The 25,545-nt window shown below is 28.4% G+C and carries 23 protein-coding genes and 1 tRNA gene; 19 read left to right on the top strand and 5 right to left on the bottom strand.

What is annotated here, in order from left to right; genetic code table 11:
- Window positions 1–72: 72 nt before the first annotated feature.
- Together V3V28_RS03550 and V3V28_RS03545 are read right to left on the bottom strand one after the other, a co-directional pair.
- Window positions 73–1,515, bottom strand: coding sequence for an alpha/beta hydrolase family protein (locus V3V28_RS03550; protein WP_331363648.1), 1,443 nt, complete (start codon window positions 1,513–1,515; stop codon window positions 73–75).
- 3 nt (window positions 1,516–1,518) lie between these two features.
- Entirely contained in the window at window positions 1,519–1,869 is a 351-nt protein-coding gene (locus V3V28_RS03545; protein ID WP_331363647.1) for a MotA/TolQ/ExbB proton channel family protein, read from the bottom strand.
- Window positions 1,870–2,083: 214 nt separating this feature from the next.
- Here V3V28_RS03545 and V3V28_RS03540 point away from each other — a divergent pair, with 214 nt between their 5' ends.
- Genes V3V28_RS03540 through V3V28_RS03510 form a run of 7 tightly spaced genes read left to right on the top strand, consistent with a single transcriptional unit; the run spans window position 2,084 to window position 8,277 of the window.
- Window positions 2,084–3,130: a sensor histidine kinase gene (locus V3V28_RS03540; protein ID WP_331363646.1), complete on the top strand. Its 1,047-nt coding sequence runs from the start codon at window positions 2,084–2,086 to the stop codon at window positions 3,128–3,130.
- 18 nt (window positions 3,131–3,148) lie between these two features.
- Window positions 3,149–3,868 carry a LytR/AlgR family response regulator transcription factor gene (locus V3V28_RS03535; protein ID WP_331363645.1) on the top strand — a complete coding sequence of 240 codons (720 nt, stop codon included), beginning with the start codon at window positions 3,149–3,151 and terminating at the stop codon, window positions 3,866–3,868.
- Between the two features lie 27 nt (window positions 3,869–3,895).
- Window positions 3,896–4,975 carry a diphosphomevalonate/mevalonate 3,5-bisphosphate decarboxylase family protein gene (locus V3V28_RS03530; RefSeq protein WP_331363644.1) on the top strand — a complete coding sequence of 360 codons (1,080 nt, stop codon included), beginning with the start codon at window positions 3,896–3,898 and terminating at the stop codon, window positions 4,973–4,975.
- Window positions 4,976–5,002: 27 nt separating this feature from the next.
- Window positions 5,003–5,494 carry a toxin-antitoxin system YwqK family antitoxin gene (locus tag V3V28_RS03525; RefSeq protein WP_331363643.1) on the top strand — a complete coding sequence of 164 codons (492 nt, stop codon included), beginning with the start codon at window positions 5,003–5,005 and terminating at the stop codon, window positions 5,492–5,494.
- Between the two features lie 53 nt (window positions 5,495–5,547).
- A complete protein-coding gene (locus tag V3V28_RS03520; RefSeq protein ID WP_331363642.1) occupies window positions 5,548–6,474 on the top strand; it encodes a mevalonate kinase family protein in 927 nt (308 codons plus the stop codon).
- A 9-nt stretch (window positions 6,475–6,483) separates the two neighbouring features.
- Window positions 6,484–7,401, top strand: a complete 918-nt coding sequence (locus V3V28_RS03515; protein WP_331363641.1) for a geranylgeranylglycerol-phosphate geranylgeranyltransferase — start codon at window positions 6,484–6,486, stop codon at window positions 7,399–7,401.
- 39 nt (window positions 7,402–7,440) lie between these two features.
- Entirely contained in the window at window positions 7,441–8,277 is an 837-nt protein-coding gene (locus tag V3V28_RS03510) for a pseudouridine synthase (protein WP_331363640.1), read from the top strand.
- Window positions 8,278–8,324: 47 nt separating this feature from the next.
- Here the strand turns inward: V3V28_RS03510 and V3V28_RS03505 are convergent.
- Window positions 8,325–8,397: transfer RNA gene (locus tag V3V28_RS03505), tRNA-Phe, on the bottom strand.
- A 99-nt stretch (window positions 8,398–8,496) separates the two neighbouring features.
- On the opposite strand from V3V28_RS03505, the gene V3V28_RS03500 reads away from it, so the two are divergent.
- The 6 genes from V3V28_RS03500 (at window position 8,497) to V3V28_RS03475 (ending at window position 16,115) form a co-directional block, all read left to right on the top strand.
- Window positions 8,497–9,225 (top strand): type III pantothenate kinase, encoded by a 729-nt coding sequence (locus tag V3V28_RS03500; RefSeq protein ID WP_331363639.1) that lies wholly within the window; start codon window positions 8,497–8,499, stop codon window positions 9,223–9,225.
- The gene (locus tag V3V28_RS03495; protein ID WP_331363638.1) at window positions 9,222–10,511 is read left to right on the top strand and encodes a hypothetical protein; all 1,290 of its coding nucleotides are present in this window, start codon (window positions 9,222–9,224) and stop codon (window positions 10,509–10,511) included. The genes V3V28_RS03500 and V3V28_RS03495 overlap by 4 nt, the downstream gene beginning before the upstream one ends.
- 16 nt (window positions 10,512–10,527) lie before the next feature.
- Entirely contained in the window at window positions 10,528–11,847 is a 1,320-nt protein-coding gene (locus V3V28_RS03490; protein WP_331363637.1) for a tetratricopeptide repeat protein, read from the top strand.
- Between the two features lie 4 nt (window positions 11,848–11,851).
- The gene (lptC, locus tag V3V28_RS03485; RefSeq protein ID WP_331363636.1) at window positions 11,852–12,415 is read left to right on the top strand and encodes an LPS export ABC transporter periplasmic protein LptC; all 564 of its coding nucleotides are present in this window, start codon (window positions 11,852–11,854) and stop codon (window positions 12,413–12,415) included.
- A gap of 222 nt (window positions 12,416–12,637) precedes the next feature.
- Window positions 12,638–13,903 (top strand): hemolysin family protein, encoded by a 1,266-nt coding sequence (locus V3V28_RS03480; RefSeq protein WP_331363635.1) that lies wholly within the window; start codon window positions 12,638–12,640, stop codon window positions 13,901–13,903.
- Between the two features lie 121 nt (window positions 13,904–14,024).
- A complete protein-coding gene (locus V3V28_RS03475) occupies window positions 14,025–16,115 on the top strand; it encodes a peptidylprolyl isomerase (protein ID WP_331363634.1) in 2,091 nt (696 codons plus the stop codon).
- Between the two features lie 352 nt (window positions 16,116–16,467).
- On the opposite strand, the gene rho is transcribed toward V3V28_RS03475, so the two are convergent.
- Window positions 16,468–18,183: a transcription termination factor Rho gene (rho, locus tag V3V28_RS03470; protein WP_331363633.1), complete on the bottom strand. Its 1,716-nt coding sequence runs from the start codon at window positions 18,181–18,183 to the stop codon at window positions 16,468–16,470.
- A gap of 199 nt (window positions 18,184–18,382) precedes the next feature.
- Between rho and V3V28_RS03465 the strand changes: the two genes are divergently transcribed.
- The 4 genes from V3V28_RS03465 to V3V28_RS03450 all read left to right on the top strand — a co-directional run bounded on the left by V3V28_RS03465 (window position 18,383) and on the right by V3V28_RS03450 (window position 22,424).
- Window positions 18,383–18,814 carry a DUF4293 domain-containing protein gene (locus V3V28_RS03465; protein WP_331363632.1) on the top strand — a complete coding sequence of 144 codons (432 nt, stop codon included), beginning with the start codon at window positions 18,383–18,385 and terminating at the stop codon, window positions 18,812–18,814.
- A gap of 280 nt (window positions 18,815–19,094) precedes the next feature.
- On the top strand, window positions 19,095–19,760 hold the full coding sequence (locus tag V3V28_RS03460) for a response regulator transcription factor (RefSeq protein WP_331363631.1): 666 nt from the start codon (window positions 19,095–19,097) through the stop codon (window positions 19,758–19,760).
- A gap of 184 nt (window positions 19,761–19,944) precedes the next feature.
- Entirely contained in the window at window positions 19,945–20,613 is a 669-nt protein-coding gene (locus V3V28_RS03455) for a hypothetical protein (RefSeq protein WP_331363630.1), read from the top strand.
- Between the two features lie 8 nt (window positions 20,614–20,621).
- Entirely contained in the window at window positions 20,622–22,424 is a 1,803-nt protein-coding gene (locus V3V28_RS03450; protein ID WP_331363629.1) for a tetratricopeptide repeat-containing sensor histidine kinase, read from the top strand.
- On the opposite strand, the gene V3V28_RS03445 is transcribed toward V3V28_RS03450, so the two are convergent.
- Entirely contained in the window at window positions 22,411–22,908 is a 498-nt protein-coding gene (locus V3V28_RS03445; protein ID WP_331363628.1) for a metallophosphoesterase family protein, read from the bottom strand. The two genes, V3V28_RS03450 and V3V28_RS03445, sit on opposite strands and share 14 nt — an antisense overlap.
- A gap of 63 nt (window positions 22,909–22,971) precedes the next feature.
- Here V3V28_RS03445 and truA point away from each other — a divergent pair, with 63 nt between their 5' ends.
- Both truA and V3V28_RS03435 read left to right on the top strand, forming a co-directional pair.
- Window positions 22,972–23,697 (top strand): tRNA pseudouridine(38-40) synthase TruA, encoded by a 726-nt coding sequence (gene truA, locus V3V28_RS03440; RefSeq protein WP_331363627.1) that lies wholly within the window; start codon window positions 22,972–22,974, stop codon window positions 23,695–23,697.
- A 3-nt stretch (window positions 23,698–23,700) separates the two neighbouring features.
- A complete protein-coding gene (locus tag V3V28_RS03435) occupies window positions 23,701–25,467 on the top strand; it encodes an ABC transporter ATP-binding protein (RefSeq protein WP_331363626.1) in 1,767 nt (588 codons plus the stop codon).
- The last annotated feature ends 78 nt before the right edge of the window (window positions 25,468–25,545 follow it).

Genomic DNA, 25,545 nt, shown 5'->3' with positions numbered 1-25,545 from the left:
AGTACTTGTTTGTGCTTTAGTAAAAATAGAGCACACCAAGAGTGTAATACAAAGTATATTTTTTATCATAATTTATTTTTTAATAATTTCTAGTGATTCGTGTTTGCTAGGGAGTTTTAATAAGTTGTTTTCTTTGTTTTTTAAATGATTATCAAAAAAAGAAACCACACTTTGGTTGATGATTTTATAAGCTTCCTTTGGGTTTATAGTTCCTGACTCATTGAGTTGTGGAATATTAATCATCAGCGGTATATCCATAAAGCTAGCATGCCCAGAATTTTTAACTTTTGCATCATAAAAAACAGAAGAACCTCCATTTCTGTATGCGTATTTGTTGTAATTTGGGTGTGGAAATTTCCAATCTGAAGACATCAAAAGAAAAGGTTTAGTTACTAAAGTATCAATCATGTTTCCCCATTGAATACCATCAAGATTTGCCCCAGCAGAAACTCTTTGATCATCTAAAATTGATTGTCCAACTGAAGTTCCTCCTTGAGAATGACCAAAAACGCCAATTCTACTAATGTCTAAATGATTGGCTAAAAAAGAGTTTTCATTCCAATTTTCAAATTCATCAATAACTGAAGTAATATCTTTAGACCATCTTTTTGAAATATCTGCAGCTATATAGTTTTTTAAAGCAAAATCTGAAGCTGAAAATCGCTCTTTTTCGTTTTTTGCATTTATATAATCTTGCTGTATTTCCCATGCTAATTCAGCCATTTTCTGTGTGGTTATATGTTTTTCACTATACTCTTGACTGTAGAGTTTCATGCTACCATCTGGAAATAACGTTCCAGTACTTTCGTAGGTATGATTAATGTTTAAAACAATATAACCATTACTTACAATTTCTTCTATAATTGCATAATAACCAGAAGCTTTAGAGTAAGATCCATGAGAAAAAATAAGTACAGGAAATTTTTCGTCAATAACTTTTGGTTCTAAATACGTGTTTGTTTTTACATGGTCTAAATAATTAAAAGTAGATTTTGGTAACCCATATTTTGCAGCAAAACTAATTCTATCACCATTATTTAAATAAGGTTCTTTGCTTTCATTTTTGATATTAGCAGGGTACCAAACCTTTATCATTAATTCTCTTTTATCATTAGGATTTGAAGTTATAGTTTCTTCTCTGTCTGTTTTTAAATGAATGTATTGAGAACCAATTTTATATTTTCCAGTAGGTTTTGGTAATTCAAAAATTGGTAAGACAGTTGGCAGTGTATAACCAATAATTAATAAGATACTTAAACCAAGTGTTGTGAAACTTTTTTTAAGCCAACCTCCTTTAAAAATTGAGTATTCTTTATATATGCAAAATCCAATTATGAATAATAAAATATAAATAGGAATCATTTGCCAACGATATCCTTCAAAAATAAAATGAATTATAAGTAAACCTAAAACGATTGCTAATTCTATTTTCTTATGAATTCTACCTTTTACTAAAGAGATATAAAAGAAAGAAGAGAAAGAAATTATTAATAGTAATATTTCAAATATTCTCATTTGTTATTCTTTTTTCTTTAGAATTAAACCAATAATACTTAATCTAACTATTAAAAATACAAAAGACCCAAAAGTTGGCGATAATAAACCAATTTTTAATCCGCTAGCAAAAATATCAGGACTTATGTTTCCTTCTAAAGTTATAGAATCAAAAGCAGTAATTAATCCAATCATTAAACCTAAAAACCCAGTAACTAAAGCAAATAAACTTAAAGATTTTATAAGTTCTAATGTTTTACCTTTTTGGTCTGGTTTTAGAAGTTCTTTTATAATTAGTACAATAGAAATAATAAATACCAGTAAAATTGTGTACATAAATAAAGGACCACCTTCGTTTAATCTGTCTAAAATCATAATTTGAGTTTTTAAAATTATTTTTATCAAAAATAAATTAGAAAATAGCTGTTACTATTTAATTTCGATGAATGCATACATTTCTTCTAAAACTAACCAATTTAAAAAGCTTTTCTACAAAAAGTGTTAAAATGGTTAATTGTCTTGTAAAAATAGAATTTCATCTCAAAAAAAAATGAATTTCTCATAAAATATAAGATATTGCATACTTCTTATGAAAACTAAAGTTATAATAACAACCTTAATTAAATTAATTTTACATTCCTTTTTTTGGATTGGAGTTTACTTTTTTTACACCTATTTTTTAGGCTATGGAAGTGATAATATTGCCTATGTAAATAAGTTTTCGGCTTTCTTAATGCCTGTAACTATTATTATGAGTTACTTTTTTTTGTATCAATTAATACCTAAATATTTAATTGCAAAAAAGCATGGCCTTTTTGTTTTGTATACAATTTATACGTTCATTATTTCTTTTTGTTTTATAATGATTTCTATTTTTTATGGCTTGGTTTTTTCTACAGAATTAACAATTGAAAACTCTAGGCCTTTAACCAAAACAATTTTCTTTATTGCTTTAGGTATTTATATAGTTGTTCTGGTTGTGATTACCATTGGTTTGGTAATACACAGTTATAAAAATATTGTAAATAATGAAGATTTAAAAAATAAATTTTTACAAACCCAGCTGGAATTAAAAGAGCAAGAATTAAAGTTTTTAAAGATGCAAATTCATCCACACTTCTTGTTTAATTCTTTAAATACTATTTATGGATTTGCAATTGCGAAAGCAGATGAAGCGCCAGAAATGATTTTAAAATTATCTAATTTGTTAGATTATATTTTATATCAAGTAGAAAAACCAAAAGTACTTTTAATTGAAGAAATAAATCATTTAGAAGATTATATTTCATTAGAGAGAATGCGTTTTCATGATACTTTAAAAGTTGATTTTAGTAAAGAGAGGTTGAATGATTCTCTTCAAATTCCACCAATGTTATTAATACCATTTGTTGAAAATAGTTTTAAACATGGAGAAATAAAAGATGGTGTTTTAAATGTTAATATTCGATTGAAAACTGAAAATAATTGCTTGTTTTTTGAGGTTGAAAATACAGCAACCAAAAAAGAAAAAAAGAATGTAGGCATCGGGCTGCAGAATATTAAAAAGCGTTTAGAAATGTTATATTCCAAAAAGCATCAACTAGAAATAATTGAAAAAAATGATACTTTTAAAGTACATTTAAAAATTGAGTTTTAAATCTTATTGAAAACTAAAATGAATATTATTAATTGTATTATTGTTGATGACGAACCAGTTGCTAGAAAGATTTTAGAATCTTTTGTAACTAAAATTCCGAATTTGTATTTGGTTAAAAGTTGTAAAAACGCAATGGAAGCTTTTGAAATTTCAAATTCTCAAAATATTGATTTATTCTTTTTAGATATTAATATGCCAGATGTTTCAGGTTTGTCTTTAGCAAAAACATTAAACAAGAAATCAAAAATAATTTTCACAACTGCTTACAGAGAATATGCTTTAGATGGGTTCGATTTACAAGCAGTAGATTATTTATTGAAACCAATTGGTTTTGATCGTTTTTTACAAGCTGTTAATAAGTATTTTGAAACCAAAATTATTGTAAAAAATACAAGCATTGAGGTTGAGAAAGTTAAAGACGATTATATTTTTGTGCGTTCAGAGCGTAAAATGGTAAAGATTATTTTTGATGAAATTCTATATGTTGAAAGTTTATCTGATTATATAAAAATTCATACAAAAGACAAGATTTTGGTAACCAGAGAAACGATTAGTAACTTGGAAATGAAATTGCCATCTCAACAATTTTTAAGAATTCATAGATCATATATTGTGAATTTAAACAAAACAGATTCTTATACAAACGAATTTATTGAAATTAATAAAAATGCAATTCCGATAAGTAGAACTTATAAAGAAAATGTACTTAAAAAGTTAAACGAGAATTCATTGAAATAGTTTTATCTTTGAGGCAAATTCTAGACATTGAATATAGCACAATTTATTCCGAAATTAATAAATAACTCAATAGAAAAAGCAAGTTTTACATGGCAAACTCCAAGTAATATTGCGTTGGTAAAGTATTGGGGAAAGAGCAGTCCTCAAATTCCTAAAAACGCTTCTATTAGTTTTACGTTAAACAATTGTCATACAATTACAACCATCGATTTTGAGAAGAAGGAAAAATCAAATGAAGTAGATTTCGATTTGTTTTTTGAAGGAAAACAAAAAGATGCCTTCAAGCCAAAGATTGCAGAATTCTTTAAAAGAGTGCAAGAGTATTGTCCTTATATTTTTGAATATAAGATGATAATCAATTCAGAAAATTCTTTTCCACATTCTAGCGGAATAGCTTCTTCTGCAAGTGGTTTAAGTGCAATTGCAATGTGTTTAATGAGTTTAGAAAACGAATTGTCATCAGAATTATCAGTTGAGTTTATCAACAAAAAAGCTTCTTTTTTAGCAAGATTAGGTTCTGGAAGCGCAAGTAGAAGTATAGAAGGACCAATGGTCGTTTGGGGAAGTCACCCAAAAATTGAAGGTAGTTCAGATTTATTTGGAGTACAATTTCCTTATAATGTACATTCAGTTTTTGAGAACTATCAAGACACAATTTTATTGGTTGATAAAGGAGAAAAGCAAGTTTCTAGTACAGTTGGTCATAACTTAATGCACAATCATCCATATGCAGAAAATCGTTTTAAACAAGCGAATGATAATTTATCTAAAATATCAGAAATTCTTCAAAACGGAGATGTAGAATCTTTTATAAGTTTGGTTGAAAGTGAAGCCTTAACATTGCATGCAATGATGTTAATGAGTAATCCGTATTTTATTTTAATGAAACCTAATACGTTAGAAATTATCAATAAAATATGGGAATATCGTCAAGAAAACAAAAGTAACATCTGTTTTACGTTAGATGCAGGCGCAAACGTACATGTATTGTTTCCAGAAAATGAAAAAGAAAAGGTAAGTCAATTTATTGGTAATCAATTGTCTAAATACTGTCAAAAAAATCAGTATATTTGTGATACTGTCGGTTTTGGAGCAAAAAAGCTTTAATATCTTCAGCGATTAAAAACACATATTATGAAAACTACAACCCTACTTATTGTACTTGTTGTTGGGTTTTTAGTACAATCATTATCTGCCCAAGAAACTATTTATTTCGATTCTAACTGGAGTTTATCTGTTAAGGATAAAGCTGCTTATTATAGACCTGTTCCAAAGAAAGTGGACAAAGGTTATTGGATTATAGATTATTATATTTCTGGGAAAAAGCAAATGGAAGGTTTGAGTAAAACAAATCAGCCTAATAAGGAAATGTATGTTGGTGCTGTAAATTATTATCATGAAAATGGTGCAAAATTTCAAAAAGTAAACTATGTAAATGGAAAACCAGATGGTAAATTTTACGAATATTATGATACAGGAGAAATGCAAAGGACTGGTAAATATGATACTGGATTAAGAGAAGGGAACTGGAAAGTATATTATAAAAATGGAAAAATTCAAGAAAAAGGAAAATATAAAAAAGGTGAAAAGGCAGGGGTTTGGAAGACGTTTTATAAAAATATTTGATAACATCTTCTTAATATAAAAAATCGTATTTTTGCAGTACTATAAAAAGAAAAATGAAAGGACCATTATTTTATGCTAAAATCCTTCTCTTTGGAGAGTACGGAATTATAAAAGATTCTAAAGGTTTAGCGATTCCGTTTAACGCTTACAGAGGTGCATTAAAAACATCTTCTAATTTATTAGATTCATCAAAAAAATCTAACGAAAATTTATTACGTTTTTACCATCATTTAACTAATTTAGAAACTGATTTAGTTTCTTTTAATTTAATGGAATTTAAAAAAGATGTAGATAACGGAATGTATTTTGATTCCTCTATACCTCAAGGTTATGGAGTTGGTAGTTCTGGTGCTTTAGTAGCTTCTATTTATGATAAATATGCTGCTGATAAAATTACTGTTTTAGAAAATTTAACAAGAGAGAAATTACTAAAATTAAAAGAAATTTTTTCAATAATGGAATCTTTTTTCCATGGAAAAAGTTCTGGTTTAGATCCTTTAAATAGTTATTTAAGTTTACCGATTTTAATCAATTCGAAAACAAATATAGAGCCTGCTGGTATTCCATCTCAAAAAGAAGGAAAAGGTGCAGTTTTTCTATTAGACTCTGAACAAGTTGGTGAAACTGAACCTATGGTTAACATCTTTATGAATAAGATGAAAAACGAAGGTTTCAGAAAAATGATTAGTGAAGAATTTGCAACATATACAGACGCTTGTATTGAAGATTTTTTACAAGGAAATGTAACTTCTCTTTTTGGCAACGTAAAAAGTTTGTCTAAAATTGTACTAAAAAACTTTAAACCAATGATTCCTCCTGCTTTTCATAAAGTTTGGGAAAAAGGAATTAAAACCAATGATTATTATTTAAAACTTTGTGGTTCTGGTGGTGGAGGCTATATTTTAGGCTTTACAGAAGATTATCAAAAAGCACAACAAAGTTTAAAGGATTATAAGTTAGAATTGGTTTACAGGTTCTAAAAAATCTTTATGACTTCCTTTAGAGTAAAAAGAATAATTTATAAAATATTAAGCCTATTATCAGTTATTAGAGGGTATAATATTCTTGTATTAGTAGCAGCGCAATATTTAGCTTCTATCTTCATCTTTTCAAAAGGAAAATCTATTAGAGAAGTTATTTTTGATTTGCATTTGTTGTACATAGTTGTAGCTTCAATTTGTGTAGTTGCAGCAGGTTATATAGTTAACAATTTTTATGATGCTAAAGTAGATCGAATTAATAGACCCGTGAAAACAGGTTTAGATAATTTAGTGAAACAAGAAACAAAATTATCTCTTTATTTTTTCTTAAATTTTTTAGGCTTCATATTTGGTATTTTAATTTCTTGGAGAGCAGCCTTGTTTTTTGCACTTTATATTTTTGCTATCTGGTTTTACTCTCATAAACTAAAAAAGCACCCATTTACCGGTTTAATATCTGCAACAATATTAACCGTTTCTCCTTTTTTTGCTGTTTTTGTTTATTACGGAAATTTTTCTAAAATAATTTTTGTGCACGCTGTTTTTCTTATTTTAGTAATCATGGTAAGGGAATTAATTAAAGAGTTAGAAAATATAAAAGGAGCAATAGCAAATAATTATATTACTTTTTCTGTTGCGTATGGAGAGTTAATGACTAAAAAACTATCAATTCTACTATTGATTTTAACGCTTTTTCCTGTTGCAGTCTTGTTTAGTTACCCTGCATTAAGTTATATGCGTTATTACTTCTATTTTGCCATGATTATATTAATTTTTATTGGCTTCTATCTGTGGAAATCAAAAACAAGAAATCAATATAGAATATTACATAATATTTTAAAATTACTACTTTTAATTGGTGTGTTCTGTTTAGTTTTTATTGATACTTCTCTAATTGTTGAAAAAGTAATAGATAGATTGAATTAAAATCTTCTATTTGAGTACCTTTGCATAAAATTTTTTTAAATGAATTCAAATAGAAACTCGTCGAGAGGACGACAAGAAGGTAAAAAAAGTAGTACACCATTAAGTAGAAAAAGTCTGAAAAAAGACTTTAAAAAACCAATGCCAACTCCAAAATCTGATGAATCTGCTGGAGTTCGTTTAAATAAATATATTGCCAATTCTGGTGTTTGTTCTCGTAGAGAAGCAGACACTTATATTGAACATGGTAGTGTAGAGGTAAACGGAAAGTTGGTAACAGAAATGGGGTACAAAGTGCAACCAGATGATATTGTAAAGTTTGATGGAACATCAATTACTCCAGAACAAAAAAGATATATTCTTTTAAATAAGCCAAAAAACTATATTACTACAATGGACGATGAACGTGGTAGGAAAACAGTTATGGACCTAGTTTCTAACGCATCTAAAGAACGTATTTATCCGGTAGGGCGTTTAGATAGAAATACAACAGGTTTATTGTTGTTTACTAATGATGGAGATTTAGCAAAGAAATTAACGCACCCAAAACACAACGTACGCAAATTATACCACGCTTCTTTAGATAGAAAACTAGATTTAAAAGATTTAGAAAAATTACGTGGAGATGTAATTATTGAAGGTAGAAAAGTATTTATTGATGCAATTTCTTATGTAGATGGACAACCAAAATCAGAGGTAGGAATAGAGATTCATTCTGGTAGAAATAGGATTGTTCGTAAAATATTCGAACATTTAGGATATAAAGTAAGTAAATTAGATAGAGTAATCTTTGCTGAATTAACAAAGAAAAATTTGCCAAGAGGAAGGTGGAGGGAGCTTACAAGCTTGGAGTTGAACAACTTATTAATGATGAAGTAAGAAGTTATATAAAACAAAAAATCCGAACAAATGTTCGGATTTTTTTGTGGTACCTCCAGGAATCGAACCAGGGACACAAGGATTTTCAGTCCTTTGCTCTACCAACTGAGCTAAGGTACCATCGCGTTAGCGGATGCAAATATAAAATGTTTTTTCATATTTGCTAAACATTTTTAAAAAAATTACATTTTATTTTTAACTTTTTTTTAATTTAGACTTATGAATCTAATTGTAGACGTTGGTAATACGAGTGTTAAGGTTGCTGTTTTTGAGCTTGATAGGATTGTTTTTTCTGTTGTTTTTAATAAGAGAATAATTTTATCAGAATTAAAGAAAATAATCAAAAAATATAAAATTTCTAAAGGAATCTTGTCTAGTGTTGCTTCTATTTCAGAAAAAAAGGTACAAAAGCTTCAGAATTTAATCAAATTAACGCGAGTTTCATCAACCACAAAAGTCCCTTTTGTCAATTTATATAAAACTCCAACTACTTTAGGTGTAGATAGAATTGCTTTGGTTTCTGGTGCTGTAAAAATATATTCTAACAAAAATGTATTAGTTATAGATGCTGGTACTTGTATAACTTTTGATTTTGTCAATAGTAAAAAAGAATATCTTGGAGGAGCAATTTCACCAGGAATAAATTTGAGATATAAAGCTCTAAATAAATTTACAGCTAAATTACCGTTATTAGATAAAAAAGAGATTAATTATTTTGTAGGAAAGTCTACGGAAGAAAGCATGCATTCTGGTGTTATAAATGGAGTTACAAAGGAGTTAGACGGTGTAATTTTAGATTACAAAGAGAAATATGGCGATTTAACAGTTGTTTTAACAGGAGGAGATACAAATTTCTTGTCAAAACAATTAAAAAGTAGCATATTTGCCAATCAAAATTTTCTCCTTCAAGGATTAAATCAATTATTGATATTTAACGAAAACAAATGATTAGAAAGATTTTAGTAGCTTTTTTGCTGATAACTTCTGTAACTGTAATGGCACAGAGAACAAATTCATCACCATATTCTTTTTTTGGTTTTGGAGACGAATTTAGCTCAAAAACAGTAGAGCAAAGTAGTATGGGAGGTATTGGAGTTGCTTTTAACCATTACAAATATTTAAATTTCACTAATCCTGCTGCTTATGCAAACTTAAGATACACAACATACGCATTTGGGGTTTTAAATAATAACTTAACTATAAATAATGGAAATAAAAAAGAAAATGCCAATACAACTAGTTTAAGTTATGTCGCGGTTGCTTTCCCTATTGGAACTAAAGCAGGTTTTTCTGTTGGTTTACAACCAGTTTCATCTGTTGGTTATTCTTTATCTAATTCTTCTTTAGACGCATTTGGTACTACTACAAAAGTTTCGCTTTTTTCGGGAGACGGTGGTATAAATAGAATTTATGGTAGTTTTGGTATTAAATTGAATAAAGAATTATCTATAGGTTTAGAAGCTGATTATAAGTTTGGAAATATAGATAATAGTGTTACAGAACAAGTAATAAGTGCAACTTTAGCAACCAAAAATACTGAAGCAACTAATATAAGAGGTGGTTCTGTTACTTTTGGTGCTCAATATCAGAAAGAGCTTAAAAATAAACTTATTTTAAATGCTGGTGCAACTTTAAAATTTGGAAATGATTTAAATGTAACTGGTACAGAATCAGAATATACATTGTCTTTTTCAAATAATGGAAGTGAAATTCCTAGAGATTATAGAGCAAACAAAACTATTGACGGAAATTATAAACTTCCATTGAAAACTACAATTGGAGCAGGTTTGGGTGAGTTAGATAAATGGTATGTTGGTTTAGAGTATGAAAATCAAGATGCAATAGAAACATCTGGTCTTTTAAATGCAACAAGTTCTGTATACTCATATGGAAAGTCAAATAGAGTTTCTTTAGGTGGTTTTTATCTTCCTAAAATAAATTCTATTTCAAGTTACTGGCAAAGAGTTACTTATAGAGCTGGATTGCGCTTTAAAAAGACAGGTTTGTTAATTAACGGTACAGGAGTTGGTACAAATTTTACTCCAATTGATGACTTTGGCATATCTTTTGGTTTAGGTTTACCATTGAAACAATTGTCAAATGTAAATATGGGGTTCGAATTTGGTAAAAGAGGAACCACTAATAATAATTTAATTCAAGAAAATTATTTTAACTTTAGATTAAGTTTATCTTTGACAGATGTCAATTGGTTCAAAAAAAGAAAAATTGATTAATTAAAAAACTAACAAAATGAAGAAAATTACGTTTTTACTAGCTGCAGTGTTATTATTAGCATCAGCAAAAACAAATGCTCAGGACGCAAAGAGAGACTGTACAATTAAGTATAACCTTTTTAAAGGAGACTTTCAATCTAAAAAGTATGAAGATGCTTATACAAATTGGATTTATTTAATGGATAATTGTAAAGATTTATCTGTAAATATTTACAAATTTGGATCAAAACTTGCGGAAAAAGTTAGAAAAGAACCAGCTTTAGCAAAAAGAGTTTATGAACAAAGATTGCAATATTTTCCTAAAAAAAATCCAGCAAAAGTACATAGTGATTATGCTACTTATTTGTCAAAAAACAAATTAGCATCTGATGATGAAGTTTTTGCGATTTTAGAAAAAGGATATTCAATAGACCCAACAAAAATGGGAGTTAAAAACCTATTTTTATATTTTCAAGGAGTAACAGATAGAAATAAAGATGCAAACCCACAAAAAGTTTTTGATACTTATGATGATGTTCTTGAGTCTATTGGTAAAAAATTAGATGGTTATGCTGCTAAATTAAAAGAGTTAAGAAAAGATACTATAGCTAATAAGAAAAAAATACATTTGTATTCTACAAATTCAAGAGCATCAGGTGCTGTAGAAGGAGGTTTAGATGCTATTATATCTAGTATTGCAACTTGTGAAAGGTTAGTGCCATTATATAAAAGAGATATTGAAGCAAATAAAACAAATGCAGTTTGGTTAAAGAGAGCGGTTTCTAGAATGTTTAACAAAGGATGCCAAGCAGACCCTTTTTATGCAGTGTTAGTTAAAGCTTACGCAGAAGCTTCTCCATCACCGGAAGCATACGCATTTTTAGCAAATGTTTTAGAAGACAATAATGATGCAGCAGGTGCTACAGCAATGAGAGAAAAGTCATTCAATTTAGAAACTGATCCATTAAAGAAAGCAAAGATAAAAATGAAATTCGCTCAAGCTGCTAAAGATAGAGGTCAGTTATCTAGAGCTAGAAGTATTGCTAGAGAAGCAATAGGTTATAATCCTAATTATGGTAAAGCATATTTATTTATTGCTAGATTATACCAAGGAAGTGTAAATAATTGTGGTAAAAGTGAATTTGAAAAAAGAATGGTATATGTTGCAGCTTTAAATAAAGCACAAAGAGCAGCATCTGTAGATCCAAGTATTTCTGCAACAGCGAGAAAATATATTAGAAGTTATAGAGGAAATGTACCAAGTCAAAAAGTAATTTTTACTGCTGGTGTAAACCCAGGAAGTAAATACACAATTAAATGTTGGATTGGAGAAACTGTAAGAGTACCATCTAAATAATTTAGTGAAAAACAAGATACAAATATTTTTAAAAAGCATTACTGTTACTTTGGTAACGGTAATGCTTTTTTCTTGCTCGAACAATACACAACAAGTTAGAGATTTTCTAGCTTCCAAGAATTTACCAATTGGTACGGCTAAAAATGCTCATCATGTTTACAAGGATTCTGGTAGAATAACTTCTAAGTTGATTACTCCTTTAAGATTAGATTTTAGTAATAGAAAAAAACACCCTTATAGTGAGTTTCCAAAAGGAATTAAGATTGTGAATTTTGACAAAAACGGATTAGATTCTGTAACTATTTCTGGTGATTACTCGCTTTCTTATGATAAAACAAAAGTAGCAGAAATAAGAGGTAATGTTGTGGTTTTAAATCATACAGAGCAGTCTAAATTAGTAACAGAACAATTATTTTGGGATCAAAATACAAAATATTTTTTTTCTGAAAAAGCATTTACTTTAACAACTCAAAAAGATACTATTTATGGAATCGGTTTTGAAAGTAAAGAAGACTTGAGTAAACATTTGGCAAGAAAAACAACAGGGAAATTAGAAACAACAGAATAATATTATTATGAATAAAATTTGGAAATTTTTTCAGTACGGATACTTAATGGTAGCAATAATATGTTTAATTGAGGGCGTAATTCGTTGGAACGACGATAGGTCAAAAGCTTATTTATTTCTTGGTTTTGCTTTTTTTATTACTTTAGTATTTTTCTTTAAAAGACATTTTAGAAAAAAAGTTGAGCAAAGAAACAATCAAAATAAATAGCAATAGATTTCTTAATGGAAATTGAACTTATTATAATAATTATATCCATTCTACTTTCCGCATTTTTTTCGGGAATGGAAATTGCTTTTGTATCTGCCAACAAACTCCATATTGAGTTAGAGAAAAAACGTGAAGGTTTTATTCCTCAAATCTTAAATAAAATTACTCAAAAATCCTCTAAATTTATTACCACAATGTTAGTGGGTAATAATATTTCTTTGGTAATTTATAGTTATTACATGGGCGGGTTTCTTACTAGAACTCTTCCTTTAGATAGTTTTAACGATTTTTCTATTTTATTAATTCAAACTATAATTTCTACAATTGTTATTCTGGTGACTGCCGAGTTTTTACCAAAAGCAATTTTTAGAATTTATGCTAATGAAGTACTAAAAATATTTGCTTTACCAGCGTACTTCTTTTACATTCTATTTCATTTTGTTTCAGAGTTTATAACTCTGATTTCAGATTTTTTTCTCCGTATTTTTTTCAAAACAAATGCAGACGAGCAACAAACTGAATTTAGTAAAGAAGAATTAGGTAATTATATAACAGAGCAGTTAGAAACAGGAAGTGATGATGATGAAATGGATTCTGAAATTCAGATTTTTCAAAATGCATTAGAGTTTCATAATGTAAAGGCAAGAGAAGTAATGGTGCCAAGAACAGAAATTGTTGCTGTAGAAATTCATGAGAATGTTGTAAACTTAAGGAATATATTTATAGAAACGGGTTTATCTAAAGTCTTGGTTTATAAAACCTCTCTAGACGATGTTATTGGTTATGTAAATGCTTTTGAGTTATTTAAAAAACCCAAAACAATAAAATCGATTCTATTACCTGTAGAGATTGTGCCAGAATCTATGATGATTAATGATGTTTTAAACGGCTTAATGAAGAAAAGGAAAAGTGTAGCTGTTGTAGTTGATGAATATGGAGGAACTTCAGGAATGATTACAGTTGAAGATATTGTTGAAGAATTATTTGGTGAAATCGAAGATGAACATGATGTTCAAGATTTTTTAGAAGAGAAAATAAGTGAAACTGAATACAAATTTTCAGCAAGATTAGAGGTCGATCATCTAAATGAAGAGTATGATTTAAATATACCAAAGTCTGAAGCTTATGAAACTTTAGGTGGTTTTATTATTGATTATACAGAAAATATACCAGCACAAGAAGAGGTGGTTTATATTGAAGATTTTGAAATTAAAATTTTAAAAATGAGTAGTGCCAAAATTGACGAAGTTTCTTTTAAAATTACCGATAAAGAAGATTAAAAACAAACTATTATTTTACTTCCTTTAAAATACCAAAAAACTTACTGCTAATAAGTAAAAAATGGGTTGCAATATTAAAACCCAAATCGTATATTCGCCAACTGAAATTAAATAAAAACGTATGGCAATTTTATCGAAAATTAGAGAACGTTCAATGTTCTTAATCATCATAATTGGTTTAGCACTTTTTGCTTTTGTATTAGACCCTTCTACTTTAGGTGACTTTTTTAGTTCTAATAAAGTAAACGAAATAGGAGAAATCAATGGCGAAACAGTTTCTAGACAAGAATTTGCAACAGCGGTAGACGCCTATAAGCAACAAGCTGGTAGTAGAGTTTCTGATATGCAAGCAACTAAAACTGTTTGGGATAACATTGTAAGAAAAAAAATCTACCAAAATCAGTTATCTGAAGCAGGAATTACTGTTGGTGAAGCAGATGTTTGGAACGAAGTTTTAAACGCTCCTTCTGTAAAAAGTAATCCACAGTTTTTAAATGAAGCGGGTTTGTTTGATGAAACAAAATTCAAACAATTTTTAGCAGATACTAAAGAAAATAATACAGAAAAGTGGTCTGCTTGGTCTAATTACATGAATCAAATTAGAGACAACGCAGAAAGAAATACATATAACAATTTAGTGACTGCAGGTTTAGGAGCTTCTTTAAAAGAAGGCGAAGCAGAATACTTTATAGAGAATACAAAGTTAAATTCTCAATTTGTATTTGTACCTTATACTACTATTAAAGACAGTTTAGTTACAATTTCTAAATCTGAAGTTGAAGCATATGTAAAAGCAAATCCTTCTACTTTTAAGGTAGATGCATCAAGAGATATTTCTTATGTAAAATTCGATATTGTTGCAACACCAGAAGATGAAACTGCAATTAAAAACAATGTTGCTACATTAATTGAAGATTTTAAAACTTCAACAAATGATACTGAATTTTTAAGTGAAAATGATTCCGATATAAAATTAGATTTAGGTTTTAAATATAAAAATTTAGTAAATCAAACTGTAGCCTCAAATATTTTTGAAGGATCTAAAGGAGATGTTTTTGGACCATACAAAGACAAAGGATATTTTAAAGTATCTAAAATTGTTGAGGTTATTAAAATGCCAGATTCTGTAAAAGCAAGTCATATTTTAATTCCTTTTGTTGGTGCACAAAGAGCAACTCCAGATATTACTAGAACAGAAGAAGAAGCAAAAAATTTAGCAGATAGTATTTTAACTGTTGTAAAAAGAAATAAAAGAAAATTTGCAGATTTAGCAAAAGATTTTTCTTCGGATAATTCAAATGCTTCAAAAGGTGGTGAGTTAGATTGGTTTAACTACAATAGAATGACACCAGCTTTTAGAGATTTCTCTTTTACTTCAAATAAAGGAGCCATAGATGTTGTAAAAACACCTTTCGGTTTTCATGTTGTTAAAATTGATGATCAAAAAAACAATCAAACAGTATTAAAATTAGCAACTTATGGTAAACAAATTGTACCATCTGAAGCTACAGAAAATGCAGTTTTTCAAAAGGCAGAGCAATTTGCTTTAGAAGTTTCTAAACATCAAAAGTTTTTTGATGTTGCAAAAGAGAATAATTATACAGCTAAACCTGTTGTAGGTTTAAAAGTATTAGATGAAAGTGTTCCTGGTTTAGGAAATCAAAGACAAATTATAACTTGGGCTTTTAATAATGATACAGAAAGAGGAAGTTTTAAACGTTTCGATTTAGAAGGTAACCATGTAGTTGCTTTTCTAACTGGTAATACAGAAAAAGGGTTAATGTCTGCAGCTAAAGCTACAAATAGAGTTAGGCCAATTTTATTAAATGAAAAGAAAGCAAAATTATTAGCAGAAAAATTAAAAGGAAGCTCTTTAGAAGATATTGCAAAAGCTAACAATACAACAGTTAGAAATGCAAATGGAATTACTTTACAAAGCCCTACTTTAGCAGGTGCTGGTTCAGAACCTAAAGTTGTTGGAGCAATGTTTAATGCAGAATTAAACAAAGTTTATACAAATGTAGTAGGTAGTAGAGGAGTATATGCTTTTTCTTTAACAAATAAAGAATTGCCAACTGCTTTACCAAATTATGAAACTAAAAGAAAGACGATTTCTGAAGGTAGAAAAAGATTGACTTTTAAAATGTATGAAGCAATTAAAAAAGCTTCTAACATAGAAGATAACAGAGCTAATATGTACGTAACTAACTAGTTGTTATTTACATAAACAGATATAAAACCGTTCAATTAATTTTGAACGGTTTTTTTTGTTATAAATTTAAATCTGAGTTTAAAATTTCAAATAAGAAAATCGGTTATAGAAAATAATTAAATTGATTAATAATTCTAGCCCAGATTGAGGTCGTTCGAATAACTGTTGATATTCTTAACCTTTTTTATACTTAATTAGCTTCAAAGGCTACAAATAATGAAATTACTTATTAGTATTTACAGATGTTTAACTGAATCTAATATAAAAAGATATAACGGAAAGCAGGAAATTGCTTTCATAAAAAAACCTTCTTGAGCAATCAAGAAGGTTTTGTGAATTTATAAATGTTGATTTATCCTTTCATAGATATTAAAAACTCTTCATTATTTTTAGAGAACTTAATTCTATCGTTGATAAATTCCATTGCTTCAATAGGGTTCATATCTGCAAGATATTTACGTAAAACCCACATTCTTTGTACAGTTTTTGTATCTAATAATAGATCATCTCTTCTTGTAGAAGATTTAATTAAATCAATAGCAGGATAAATTCTTCTGTTAGAAATATTTCTATCTAATTGAAGTTCCATATTACCTGTTCCTTTAAATTCTTCGAAGATTACTTCGTCCATTTTAGAACCAGTTTCTGTAAGTGCAGTTGCAATAATGGTTAAAGAACCACCGTTTTCTATATTTCTAGCAGCACCAAAGAAACGTTTTGGTTTGTGTAATGCATTTGCATCTATACCACCAGAAAGTATTTTTCCTGACGCTGGTGCAACTGTATTGTATGCTCTTGCCAAACGTGTAATTGAATCTAAAAGAATAACAACATCATGACCACATTCTACTAATCTTTTTGCTTTTTCTAAAACGATATTCGCAACTTTTACGTGTTTATCTGCTGGTTCATCAAAAGTAGAAGCTACTACTTCTCCACGAACATTACGCTTCATGTCTGTAACCTCTTCAGGACGCTCATCAATCAATAATACAATTTGATATACTTCTGGATGATTTGCTGCAATTGCATTGGCAACATCCTTTAAAAGCATTGTTTTACCTGTTTTAGGTTGCGCTACAATCATACCACGTTGCCCTTTTCCTAAAGGAGAAAACAAATCGATAATTCTTGTTGATAAAGAACTACCTTTTTCTGCTAAATTGAATTTTTCTTGAGGAAATAACGGTGTTAAATGCTCAAAAGAAACTCTATCTCTAACCAAGTTAGGGTTTAGTCCATTTATTTTTGATACTCTAATTAATGGGAAATACTTTTCACCTTCTTTTGGCGGGCGAACATTTCCTCTAACTGTATCACCAGTTTTTAAACCAAATAATTTAATTTGAGATTGAGAAACATAAATATCATCTGGTGATGATAGGTAATTATAATCAGAAGAGCGCAAGAAACCATAACCATCTGGCATCATTTCTAATACACCTTCACTTTCAATAATTCCATCAAATTCAAAATCAGGGTCTCTATATCTATTGTTAGATTTATTACCTCTACTTACTTGAGGTTTTTTGTCCCTATTTTGATTGCTGTTTTTGTTCTTATTATTTTGTTGTTGATTTTTATGCTGTGGTTTGTTTGGAATATTCGCAGTTTTTTGTTCTTGTTTTACTTCACTTTTAGAATCCACAACTTCTTTTTTCACCACAACCTTACTTTCTTTATTAACCTCTTTTCTGGGGTTAGGCTTGTGTTGAGGAACTTTTGGTTGGCGAGGTTTTGGTTGATTTGCTTCTCCTTTTTCAGGTCTTTCAGCCGTTTCTACTTCTTTATTTTCTTTAACCTCTTGTACTTCTTTTGTTTCTGTTAAAACAGGTGATATTTTAGAAACACGTTTTCTTTTTGGTCTTTCGGTTTTTGGTTTTTCTTCTTTGTTAGAAGGAGAAGTACTACTAGGTGCAGCTTTACTTGGGTTAGCAGCTTGTGTATCTAATATTTGGTATACTAAATCTAATTTTTTAAGTTGACTTGTTTTGGTAAGACCAATAGATTTTGCAATTACTTGTAAGTCAGCAAGAGTCTTTGCTTTTAGTTCAGAAATTTCGAACATTCTTTATATATTAAGTTAAAATGTAAATCTTATTATAATAAGATTTTTATAATTTGTTTGATTTTGATAGAATTGTATATAGTACTATACAATAAGTTTTGTGCGGTTAATTATGTAACAAATATATACTTTTTTTTTAAGTATCAAGTTTTCTTTTTAAAAAAGAAAGTTTTACTTTTGTAAACATATTTTTTATACAATGATTCAAAGAATACAAACCATATATTTATTATTAGCTTCAGTAGTTTCTGGAGGCATGATTTTTGTTTTTAATCTTTGGAACAATCTAAAAGAAAAAGTATATGTTTTGGAATTATTTACAAGAGAATCGACCCTTTTAAAATTAATTCCTATATTATTCTTATTATCTGCTATTGTTTCTTTTGTAACCGTATTTCTATTCAGTAATAGAAAGTTGCAATTTGTAGTAGGTCGTATTATTATTTTGATCAACCTTTTTTTATTAGGTTTATTGATTTATTTGTCTCTAACTATACCTGGAGAAGCAACCGTTTCCGAGAAAGGTATTGGGATGTTCTTACCAATTTTAGCTATTTTGCTTATTGTTTTGGCAAACAAAGCTATTAAAAAGGATGAAGATCTCGTAAAATCTGTAGATAGATTGCGATAAAACTAACATCTTAGTTATATTAGTGCGAAAAAAAACCGAGAATTTATTTCTCGGTTTTTTATTTTATAATGACTTTGTAATAAGAAAATAATTTAGCAAACTCTTTTTTTAAGATAAATAATCTTATTTTTAGAACTTGTTAAGTTGCTGATAATCAATTTATTAAAATAGCCTTCTCACGGAAAACCGTGAGAGAACTCACGGTTTTCCGTGAGAAGAAAATTTCACTGAAAATGGGGTTGTATAATCTTAATATGTGTACTAAATTTGTAAAGTAAAAATGAAAGAAAAGATATACGTTCACGTAGCAGATGATCATAAGATATTAATTGAAGGAATCATCGCTGTAATAAATACCGACAAAGAGATTGAAATTAAAGGATATTCTCTAACAGGACAAGAAGTAATAGATTGGTTTAGTACTAAAGGAAATGCAGCAGATGTTTTAATTTTAGATATTACAATGCCAGTTTTAGATGGTTTTGAAGTCTTAAAATATTTTAAGAAAAAAAGAATCAATCAAAAAGTAATAGTTTTGTCTAGTTATGATGATGTTAAAATTGTTCAAGAAGTATTAAACCTTGGTTGTAAAGGATATATTTCTAAAAACAGCGCAGGAGAACATATAGTTAACGCTATTAAAGCCGTTGCAAGAGGAGAACAATATTTTAGTAATGATATCCAAAATAGCTTATTACAGACTTTATCAGGTCAAATAGTTTCGCAAGGAGAATTACCAGATAAATTTTTGTTTGATAGCCTAACCGAAAGAGAAGTAGATGTATTAAAACTAGTTACTAAAGAATATAGTACAAGTGAAATGGCAGACTTTTTGAATTTAAGTGTAAACACAGTAGAAACATATAGAAAAAATTTATTAAGAAAATTAAATGTAAAAAATGCAGTAGGTTTAGCAATGTATGCAGTAAAAAACAATATAGTATAATATCTATCCCCAAAATAACTATTCACAAGCTTTGATTTTTTTTTCAAAATCGTCCCCTAAAAGGCTTTATAGTTTACCCCCACAGATACAATTGTTGCATACATTCTTAACCTTACTTCAAAAAAAATATTAATAGCCCCGCCCCTAATTAACTTTAACCAACTTTATCAAACAATTCTCAATTATGAAATCTATCAACTTATTTGCATTAGTGGCGTCAATTACATTAGTATTCTCTTCATGTTCAACCAATGAAAACCTTTTACCAGAAGAACAAGCTGTAGATTTATTAAAATCTTATACCATAGAGAGAGATGCTTCTGGAGCCTACTCGATAGAATACAATTTAAATGGAAATGCTAATACAGAAACGGTAGTAGATAGTAACACAAATACGAATCATTTTTATTTATATTCGTCAGATAGCCAAACAAGTAGAAGAGCTACACGAGATTTAGTGATTGATGGTACAGAATTAAAAGTAGGTTTTGTAGACACAAGTTCAGAAAAGTTACCTCAAATAACTATTACAGATGATAATTTTTCTTTAAAAGGAAATTCTAATAAAAAATTAAGAGACTATAGTATAACTAGTAACCAAGACGGAACTTATAATTTAGATTTTTCTATTAATGATAAAGTAAGAGTAGACTTTGTTTATAATGAAAATATAAAAACTTATGAAATTCATTTAGAAGAAGGAAAGTCTAGTGAAACAAATTTCTCTAGAGTTTTAGAAAAAACAGATGGGCAACCTTTAAAGTTTGATTTTGTAAATCATTTAGAAAACACTCAAGCTAGAGGAGAAGTAGCGTCAGTAATAAGAAGAAAACCAAGAGGTATAATATTATAAAGTTAATTTTGAAAAGAAAATTTTTATTAATACTGTTAATTCTCTTAACTAATAACATTTTATATTCTAAAAGTAAAGAAGCTGTATTTAGTACAGCTTCTTCTTTTATTATACAAAAAGATTCTATTTCAGAAAGGTATATTAATGCAAAAAAACTTTATGAAAATCAAGATTATGGAAATTCATTAAAATCTGCATTAGATATTTTAAAAAATGAAAATTCTATAAGTAATGTGGAAAAAACTCTTGTTAACCACCTTATTGGAAATATTTATTATTCTACTCGAAATAATTTAAATGCAATAAAATATTATAAAAAAACATTAAATATTCTTCATAATCCTATTTTAAAGGAAAATACAATTAAAAACAATTTTAATGAAAGGTTTATTTTTGCAGAAATTTACCTTAATTACGGTAATGTTTACTATCGCTTAAATTCAGAAAAAGGTATTAAAAAGTATAGGGATAGTGCATTGTACTTCTATAATGAAGTTTCTTCAATTAAGGGAATTGATGATGACAAAATTCTAGAAGTCAAATCAAGAGCTTATTCTAATTCATCGGTTATTTATATGAACGATAGTCTTTATGATAAAGCTAAAGAGTTTGCATTTAAATCGATTAATATTCATAAAAAACTAAATAATAAAGTAAATGAAGCTGGAGCTTTAGGTAATTTATCTAGTATTTATTTGTCTGAAAATAATTACGATGAAGCAAAAAAAACATATTTCAAAGCTATAGATTTAATTAGAAATGTAAAAACAAGTAAAGCTTTAGAAGTAAGAGAAGGGTTATATTATAATCTTTCTTATAATTTATACAAGTTAAAAGATTACACAGCTTATGATTATCAAGAACTTTCATATGATATAAAAGATAGTCTAAGAGATCATGAATTTAGAGGCATGATAACAGAAGTTACTGAAAAATATAATTTCGATGCAAAAAAGACAATCCTTCTTAAGGAAGAAGAAAACAAACGACTTAAAGCCCAAAGAACTTTTTGGGTTTTTGGAATTGGTAGTTTTATTATAATTATTTCGTTATTATTTTGGTTAAATTTTTACAAACTTCGTCAAAAGAATTTAGGGTTACAGCTTTCGAAAAATCTACTAATTCAGAATCAAAATATAGAAAAATTAAAATCAGAATCTCAAGTAAGAATTTTAAATGCCACTATAGATGGTAAAGAATCTGAAAGAAAAGATATTGCAGAAACTTTACACGATAGTGTTAGCGCATTATTGTCTTCAGCAAATCTTCATTTACAAGCAACAAGAAGTCAATTTAAAGGTGATCATCCAATAGAAATTGATAAAACTCAAGAAATTATTACTGAAGCTTCTCAAAAAATTAGAGACTTATCGCATACACTTGTATCTTCAGTTTTATTAAAATTCGGTCTAAATTATGCCATAAAAGATATGGCAGATAAGTATTCAAACTCTCAAATAAAGATAGAAACTCAAGTTGGTATGGTAAGAAGATATCACCAAAGCTTTGAAATAAAAGTATATAATATCATACAAGAGTTTGTTAATAATGTTTTAAAACACAGTCAAGCAAAAAACGCAACAGTTGAATTAAAAGAAGAAAATGGTAAGTTATGTTTTGTAATTTCTGATGACGGAATTGGTTTTGATAAACACAATATAACTTCTAAAGACGGGCTCGGTTTAAATCAAATTGAAGCGAGAATACAAATGATGAAAGGGAGATTTCATATAAATTCTTTTACTAGTAAAGGGACAACAATAGAAGTAGATTTGCCTATTTTAGAGAAAGAGAATCTTAACCACGTTTAGCTAATTCAATTATTTCCATATCTTTTATTTCTCCGTTTTCTAAAGAAAAACGCAACATCGTTCTTACTTTATGAAAACCATGATTTCCTGCAGCACCAGGATTAAGGTGTAATAAATTTAGTTTTTTATCATATTGTACTTTTAAGATATGAGAATGTCCAGAAATAAATATTTTTGGCGGATTATTTTTAATTTCCTCTCTAATTCTTCGATAATAATTATTAGGATAACCACCAATATGAGTCATCCAAATTGTAACATTTTCTATTTCAAATTTAGCATCTAAAGGAAATTCGACTCTCGCATCATTGTCATCAATATTTCCAAAAACACAACGTAAAGGTTTTAATTTTTTTATAGTGTCTGTAACATTTAAGTTGCCAATATCGCCAGCATGCCAAACTTCATCTGCTTGTTTTACAAACTTTAAAATTTGATCATCAATAAAACTATGAGTATCTGAAAGTAATAAGATTTTCTTCACATTTCAAAAGTACTAATTACAAAATAAATTACGTAATTTTGATGTCTTCAAAAATAAACTTTATTGAGATATTTTATAGAACTTTCTTATAACGGAAAAAAATACCATGGCTGGCAAATTCAGCCAGATGTTATTTCTGTGCAAGAAAAATTAAACCATGCTATTTCTACTATTTTTCAACAAAAAACAGAAGTTGTTGGTGCAGGAAGAACAGATACTGGCGTGCATGCATCACAGATGTTTGCACATTTTGATATTGATTTGGAGTTAAAAGATAATATTGTTTTTAAATTGAATTCAATTTTACCAAACGATATTTCAGTTTATAAAGTTTTTTTAGTTGATGATGAAAAGCACGTAAGATTCGATGCAACTTCTAGAAGTTATGAGTATCGAATTTGGTTAGGCAGAAACCCGTTTTTATTAGATTTTTCTTGGCAAATTCATTCACAAAAACCAGATGTGAATTTGATGAATGAAGCGGCAAAATTACTTTTAGAATATGAAGATTTTCAAACATTCTCTAAAGTAAAAACAGACGTTTACACTTTTAACTGCGATGTTACAGAAGCTTATTGGAAACAACAAGGAGATGAAATTATTTTTCATATTTCAGCAAATCGTTTTTTAAGAAATATGGTTAGAGCTATTGTTGGTACATTAGTAGATGTAGGTTTAGGTAAAGTTTCTAAAGAAGAGTTTAGAGTAATTATAGAAAGTAAAAATAGAGGTAATGCAGGATTGTCGGTTCCGGCAAAAGGATTATTTTTAACAAACATAAAATATTAAATTTTGGCAGATAAAACAGGAAAAGCTTTCGATTTACAGATTTTTATAAGACTTATGAGTTTTGCAAAACGCTATAGATTAAACTTTTTTATTGCTGCTACTTCTACCATTTTATTGGCTGGTGTTTCTCTAATAAACCCATATTTAATTAAAGTAACCATAGATAAATATATTACAGAAAAAAACACTGAAGGGCTTATACATAATGTGCTAATAATGTTTGGTGTTATTCTTCTAGAAGTACTTTTACGTTTTACTTTTATTTATTTCGCCAATTGGGTTGGACAACATATTATTAGAGATATTAGAGCCAAAATATTTAGACATATTTTGCAGTTTAAAATGTCTTACTTCGATACAAATTCTGTAGGTAAATTAGTAACAAGAGTTGTATCTGACATAGAAACAATTGCAGCTTTTTTTAGCAGCGGTGTTTTTACAATTGTAAGTGATATTTTACAAATGTTTGCTGTTGCTGCTTTAATGTTTTATTTTAAATGGAAGTTAGCTTTAATAGCCTTAGCCGTTTTACCAATTCTTATTTATGCAACTAAAATATTTCAAAAAGCAATAAAAGTTACATTTCAAGAAGTTAGAAATCAAGTAGCTAATTTAAACGGATTTGTACAAGAAAGAGTTACTGGTATGAAGATTGTTCAACTTTTTAATAGAGAAAAGATTGAATACAAAAACTTCATGGAAATAAACAATAAGCACAAAAAAGCGTATGTAAAAACCATTTGGTATTTCTCTATTTTCTTTCCAATAGCAGAAATTTTATCTTCTGTTGGTATTGGTCTAATTGTTTGGTTTGGGAGTAAGCAAATAGTTTCTGGTGAAGTTGCTGGTCCAGGAACTGTAATTGCATTTGTTCAAATGGCACAGATGTTATTTAGACCTTTACGTCAAATTGCAGATAAATTCAATCAACTTCAAATGGGAATTGTTTCTGGAGAACGTGTCTTTAAAGTGATGGATACAGAAAGTTCTATCGCAAAAAGTGGAACAATTAAAGCAGAAAATTTAAAAGGAAACATCAATTTTAAAGATGTTAGATTTAGTTATGTAAAAGATGAGGAAGTTTTAAAAGGAATTTCTTTAGACGTAAAAAGTGGGCAAACCATTGCAATTGTTGGTGCAACTGGTGCAGGTAAATCTACAATTATCAATTTAATTAATCGATTTTATGAAATTGATAGTGGAACTATTTGTGTTGATGACATTTCTATAGATGAATATACTTTAGAAAGTTTAAGAACTCAAGTTGCCGTTGTTTTACAAGATGTGTTTTTATTTTCAGATTCAATTTTTAATAATATTACTTTAAAAGATGAAAGCATTTCGCTAACAGAAGTAGAAGCTGCTGCAAAACAAATAGGAATTCATGATTTTATCATGACACTTCCTGGAGGTTATCAATACAATGTAAAAGAACGTGGAGCTATGTTGTCTTCTGGCCAAAGACAATTAATAGCCTTTTTAAGAGCGTATGTAAGTTCGCCAAGTATTTTAATTTTAGATGAAGCAACTTCTTCTGTAGATGCAAATGCTGAACAAATGATTCAATTTGCAACAGAAACTATTACTAAAGGAAGAACATCTATTGTAATAGCACACAGATTGGCTACGATTAAAAAAGCTGATAAAATTATTGTAATGGATAAAGGTTTAATTGTTGAAGAAGGAACGCATCAAGAATTATTAGAAAAAAAAGAAGGTTATTATAAGAACTTGTATGATAAGCAGTTTAGTTTAGATATTGCAATTTAGTTGGTCTATTATTTATAACACTTCACCTACTTCTTATGGTAGTTTGTCTAATGTTAGTGGTGTTTTTTCTATTAATTA

The sequence above is a fragment of the Polaribacter sp. genome (assembly GCF_036480315.1).
In the GTDB taxonomy this organism is placed as follows: Bacteria; Bacteroidota; Bacteroidia; order Flavobacteriales; family Flavobacteriaceae; genus Polaribacter.
The sequence above is the reverse complement of the archived record's forward strand: the minus strand, read 5'-3'. Positions and strand labels throughout refer to the sequence as shown.